Source organism: Mesorhizobium sp. M7A.F.Ca.CA.004.04.2.1, assembly GCF_004022825.1.
GTDB lineage: Bacteria > Pseudomonadota > Alphaproteobacteria > Rhizobiales > Rhizobiaceae > Mesorhizobium.
The window spans coordinates 1-4,059 of the sequence record NZ_RZPH01000545.1 but is presented as its reverse complement, the minus strand read 5'-3'; the positions used below and the strand labels follow the sequence as shown (position 1 = coordinate 4,059).

Here is a 4,059-nt window from a genome sequence, read left to right as displayed (position 1 = left end):
ATGTGAAGGTGACGCCGTCGACGGTGCTCGGCTACAGCGATCAGGTGCTGTCGGGCATCAGCGGCGACGACACGCCGCTGGCGATGGTCTCGCGCCGCTACGATGTCGGCGAGCAGCGCGCACGGTCGTTGCTGGCCGGTGCTGGCGTGGTCATCGAGATGCAGGAGAAAAAGATCGGCGTGCTGTCCGGCGGCCAGAAGGCGCGGCTGATGATGCTGGCGCTGAGGCTCGCCAATCCCAACTTCTATCTGCTGGACGAGCCGACCAACCACCTCGACATCGACGGCCAGGAAGCGCTGGAAGCGGAACTGCTGGCGCATCAGGCCAGCTGCGTGCTCGCCTCGCACGACCGCTCCTTCATCCGCGCCATCGGCAACCGCTTCTGGCTGATCGACAAACGAAAGCTGACCGAAGTCGAGGACCCCGAGGAGTTCTTCCGCTCAGTGGCCGAAACGGCAGGATGAGGCCAACGGAGGTCGACTGGCATGTAAATTATTTGCTTACAGACCTTGTTTTTGTAAGCAATCTGTTTACATATATCGATGATCAAGTCCTTCAAGAACAAGGCGCTGTCGGACCTCTTTCAAACTGGAAAGACCGGCAAGATCGACGCCAAGATGCACAAGCGCATTCTTGTCCGGCTTGACCGCCTGGAAGCTTCGGAGAAGCCGGAGGAGATGAACCTTCCCGGCTTCGATTTCCACCCGCTGAAAGGCTTCGATCCAATCCGCTACACGGTCCACGTCAACGGTCCGTGGTGCATCACATTCGAGTTCGACGGCAAGGACGCTGCCCGCGTCGATTTCGAGCAATATCACTGAGGCGGCCAGACTGGAGAAGTTCGACTTATGACCGTGCACGAGCCGACGCGTCCTATTGAGCGTTGTCCCTCCCACCCGGGAGCGCTGCTTGAGGACATTATCCCGGCAACTGGAAAGACCAAGGTGGAAATTGCAAATCTGCTCGGGATCTCCCGGCAGCAGCTCTATGACATCATCCGCGAAAAGAAGCCGGTTTCGCCGGCTGTGGCCGCTCGCCTCGGGAAGCTGTTCGGCGACGGCGCCGCGATCTGGCTTCGAATGCAAGCGGCTTTCGATGCTTGGCACGCAGAGCGTGAAGTTGATGTTTCAGCGATCCCTACGCTCAGGGTTGCGTAGGTCCGCACGGCAGCATTCGGACAGACCATCAGACGCCGCGATAAAAAATCTCGACGGTCTGTCGGATAGCCTCAGCCCATCGCGTCCTTGGGATGCCGACACGATGATGCCGGCGCCAACCCAGGGAGAATTATCATGTCGGTTCTTTCATCCATCGGTCGCGTCGCAACCCGGTATGCGGCAGCGCGCGCTCGTCACCGCAGCGAGCGCATCCTGCTTTCGCTGCCGGCCTCGCTGCGCAAGGATATCGGCTTTCCGGACGTCTTCGACGCGCAGAACGGCCGCCGCCCCTGACCTCGCGAGGCGCCAGTCAGTCATGCGTATCACCTGAAAGCGGTGTCGCCTGCATCGATACGCGTTTTTCGAAAGCCTCGAACCAGTGCGTCAGCCGCGCCCGCGAGCGAAAAGGCGGCAGGTGGCGGAACGCCATCCAGGACAGCGTGGTGGCCAAGGCGATGTGGCCGACATGGAGCGGTGCCTCGTCGTCCAGCGCGCTTTCGATCCAGTCGTAGCTCGCCTCGATCTTTTCCCGGTATCCGTCGGCGAGAGCACCATAGCGCAGCTTTTCGGGTCTCCTTTCTGTCTCCCAGCGCAAAGCGATGCCTGTCTGCGCGAGGCCCTGGGCGACCGACTGAAGCCGCAACGCCTGCCAGCGCGCCTCGCCGTCCTGCGGCAGCAGCTTGCGGCCGTCATGCAGTGTGTCGAGATAGGCGCAGATGACATCGGAATCGAAGATCGGCGACGCATTTGGCCGCAACAGCACCGGCACCTTGCCAAGCGGATTTTCGGCGTAGACATCGGCGTTGCGCAAGGTCGGACTGGTCTCATGATGGATGACCTCCAGCCGATCGGCAATGCCAACCTCATGGGCGAAGACAAGCGCCTTGCGCGCGAAGGGTGAGTGGGTTTGATAGTAGAGGATCATTGTCGTCCCGGGGTTGAAGAGGCGTTCGCGTGATCCATCTGTTCTAGCCTGCGAGCCGAGAGAATTGCGCTCTGATTGGGCGCCGCCGACGCAAGTTCGTTTCACGCCTCTCGCTCGAGCCCGCGGCTGTCCGGGATTATCAAGGGCCGACCGCCAAAAAAATTTCGCCGCCATGTAGGATCGCCGCCGTCCGATCCGTCCTATGGCTCGCAAGGCCAAACGCAAAGAGGAACAACAAATGACTGATCAGACCCCCGTTCAGCCCGCGGCCAAAGTGCTCGGCGGATTGACCCCCTATCTGCAGCTGGATGGCGCCTTCAAGGCTGCCGAATTCTACAAGAAGGCCTTCGGCGCGGAGCAGGTCTTTGCCTACCCGGCGGACGAAAAAGGCCGCACCATGCACATTCACCTCCACATCAATGGCTCGACCCTCATGCTCTCCGATTTCTATCCGGAAAACGGAATGCCCGCCGTCAAGCCGCAGGGTTACACCATGCAGCTTCACCTCGGCAGCGACGACATCGAAGCCTGGTGGAAGCGCGCCGTCGATGCCGGCTGCGAAGTCGCCGTGCCGCTCCAGGTCATGTTCTGGGGCGATCAGTGGGGCAATATGCGCGACCCGTTCGGCGTCGAATGGGCGATGAACGCGCCGGTGAAGAAAGCCTGATCTGCCGCCGATGGCCCGAGCCCCTCACCGGCCGGCGCCGGTGAGGCCCTGTGAACTTCCAGGAGGAGATCCAAAATGTCCTATGTCGATGGTTTCGTACTTGCCGTATCCAGGGCAAAACTCGATGACTACAAGAAGCTGGCCAACCTCGCAGGGCCTATCTGGAGGGAACATGGCGCGCTCGCCTATGTCGAATGCATCGGCGACGACGTGCCCTATGGCGAGGTCACGTCCTTCCCGCGTGCCGTGCAGGCCAAGGACGACGAGATCGTCGTCTTCGCCTGGGCCGTCTATGAGTCGCGGGTGAGCCGCGATGCCGTCATGGCCAAGGTGATGGCAGATCCGCGCTTGAAGGCCGATTGGGCGGACATGCCGTTCGACGGCAAGCGCATGATCTTCGGTGGCTTCAAGCCATTCATTGAGCTTTGAGCAGCCGGTTGCAGATTAGAAGAAGCCTCTCAGCTTCGTCATCCTAGGGCGAAGCGCGAAGCTCCGTCGCGAAGACCCTAGGATGACGACGCGGGTGCTTAGGCCAATCTCTAAGGCCACGATCAGCTAGATAGCGTTGCGCTAATCCAGCTTGTCGAGCAGCGGCTTCAGCCGGTCTCCATAGCGCTTCCACAGATCGACCGACCCTTGATACATCGGCTGGCGCACCTGTGCGGCTGAAGCCGTGCGAACCGGTCGGTCGGTCTCGTGGAACGATAGAGCCGCGTCGTCCCAGGGCAGACCGAGATGAGCGATCAATGCCCGCGTCTGTCCTTCCTGGTCGGCGACAAAATCCTCGTAGCGTACATCATGCACGACGCCCGGCAGCACCGTGTGCCAATGCTTCATGATGTCGGTGTAGAGATTGTGGAAGTCGGCGAGCTCACCGAGATCGTAGCCATAGCGATGGCTGTCGCCGCGGAAATGCACCTTGTAGATCGACAGGCAGGTGGCCGCCGCATCGCGCGCGCAGTGGATGATCCTGGCCTTCGGCATCATCATGTGGATGAAGCCGACAAGCAGGAAGTTGCCCGGCATTTTGTCGGTGACGTGGCGCATGTTCGGATAGCGGGCATGCAGCATGTCGAGATAGGCTTGGCCTGCTTCGGCAAAATCCGCATCGCCCATATCCGATACGCCCCATGGGAAGCCACCCGGCATGGTCGCCGGGAACTGCTTGCCGACCGCCTTCTTCAAGATGCTGAGCTCGCCTGCGCCGTAGACCTGCGGATGGCTGGCAATGATCTGCTCGACCAGCGTCGTGCCCGAACGCGGCATGCCGACGATGAAGATCGGCGTGTCGTCGCTGATTGAGCTGGGCC

The 4,059-nt window shown here is 60.9% G+C and carries 8 protein-coding genes; 6 read left to right on the top strand and 2 right to left on the bottom strand.

Translation table 11 applies throughout. From position 1 onward, the window contains the following. From EN893_RS22190 to EN893_RS22175, 4 genes are all read left to right on the top strand, one after another. Nucleotides 1–464 (top strand): ATP-binding cassette domain-containing protein (locus EN893_RS22190; protein WP_164901015.1); only part of this gene is annotated, 464 nt, incomplete at its 5' end. 78 nt (nucleotides 465–542) lie between these two features. Next, nucleotides 543–821, top strand: a complete 279-nt coding sequence (locus tag EN893_RS22185) for a type II toxin-antitoxin system RelE/ParE family toxin (RefSeq protein ID WP_023809788.1) — start codon at nucleotides 543–545, stop codon at nucleotides 819–821. Between the two features lie 27 nt (nucleotides 822–848). After that, nucleotides 849–1,157: a HigA family addiction module antitoxin gene (locus EN893_RS22180; RefSeq protein ID WP_127268663.1), complete on the top strand. Its 309-nt coding sequence runs from the start codon at nucleotides 849–851 to the stop codon at nucleotides 1,155–1,157. A 135-nt stretch (nucleotides 1,158–1,292) separates the two neighbouring features. Continuing rightward, nucleotides 1,293–1,451 (top strand): hypothetical protein, encoded by a 159-nt coding sequence (locus EN893_RS22175; RefSeq protein WP_127268662.1) that lies wholly within the window; start codon nucleotides 1,293–1,295, stop codon nucleotides 1,449–1,451. Nucleotides 1,452–1,467: 16 nt separating this feature from the next. Here EN893_RS22175 and EN893_RS22170 read toward each other — a convergent pair whose 3' ends face one another. Then, complete coding sequence (locus tag EN893_RS22170; RefSeq protein WP_127268661.1) at nucleotides 1,468–2,082, bottom strand: glutathione S-transferase family protein; 615 nt, start codon at nucleotides 2,080–2,082, stop codon at nucleotides 1,468–1,470. Nucleotides 2,083–2,320: 238 nt separating this feature from the next. Between EN893_RS22170 and EN893_RS22165 the strand changes: the two genes are divergently transcribed. Together EN893_RS22165 and EN893_RS22160 are read left to right on the top strand one after the other, a co-directional pair. Then, nucleotides 2,321–2,749: a glyoxalase/bleomycin resistance/extradiol dioxygenase family protein gene (locus EN893_RS22165; protein ID WP_127268665.1), complete on the top strand. Its 429-nt coding sequence runs from the start codon at nucleotides 2,321–2,323 to the stop codon at nucleotides 2,747–2,749. A 75-nt stretch (nucleotides 2,750–2,824) separates the two neighbouring features. Next, nucleotides 2,825–3,178, top strand: a complete 354-nt coding sequence (locus EN893_RS22160; protein WP_127268660.1) for a DUF1428 family protein — start codon at nucleotides 2,825–2,827, stop codon at nucleotides 3,176–3,178. A 141-nt stretch (nucleotides 3,179–3,319) separates the two neighbouring features. On the opposite strand, the gene EN893_RS22155 is transcribed toward EN893_RS22160, so the two are convergent. Then, a partial coding sequence (locus tag EN893_RS22155; RefSeq protein ID WP_164901014.1) for a sulfotransferase occupies nucleotides 3,320–4,059 on the bottom strand: 740 nt, incomplete at its 5' end.

Bases quoted from the DNA above. Each gene is read 5' to 3' on its own strand.
- EN893_RS22160 (WP_127268660.1), top strand. From the start codon at position 2,825: ATGTCCTATGTCGATGGTTTCGTACTTGCCGTATCCAGGGCAAAACTC.
- EN893_RS22180 (WP_127268663.1), top strand. From the start codon at position 849: ATGACCGTGCACGAGCCGACGCGTCCTATTGAGCGTTGTCCCTCCCAC.
- EN893_RS22165 (WP_127268665.1), top strand. From the start codon at position 2,321: ATGACTGATCAGACCCCCGTTCAGCCCGCGGCCAAAGTGCTCGGCGGA.
- EN893_RS22185 (WP_023809788.1), top strand. From the start codon at position 543: ATGATCAAGTCCTTCAAGAACAAGGCGCTGTCGGACCTCTTTCAAACT.
- EN893_RS22170 (WP_127268661.1), bottom strand. From the start codon at position 2,082: ATGATCCTCTACTATCAAACCCACTCACCCTTCGCGCGCAAGGCGCTT.
- EN893_RS22175 (WP_127268662.1), top strand. From the start codon at position 1,293: ATGTCGGTTCTTTCATCCATCGGTCGCGTCGCAACCCGGTATGCGGCA.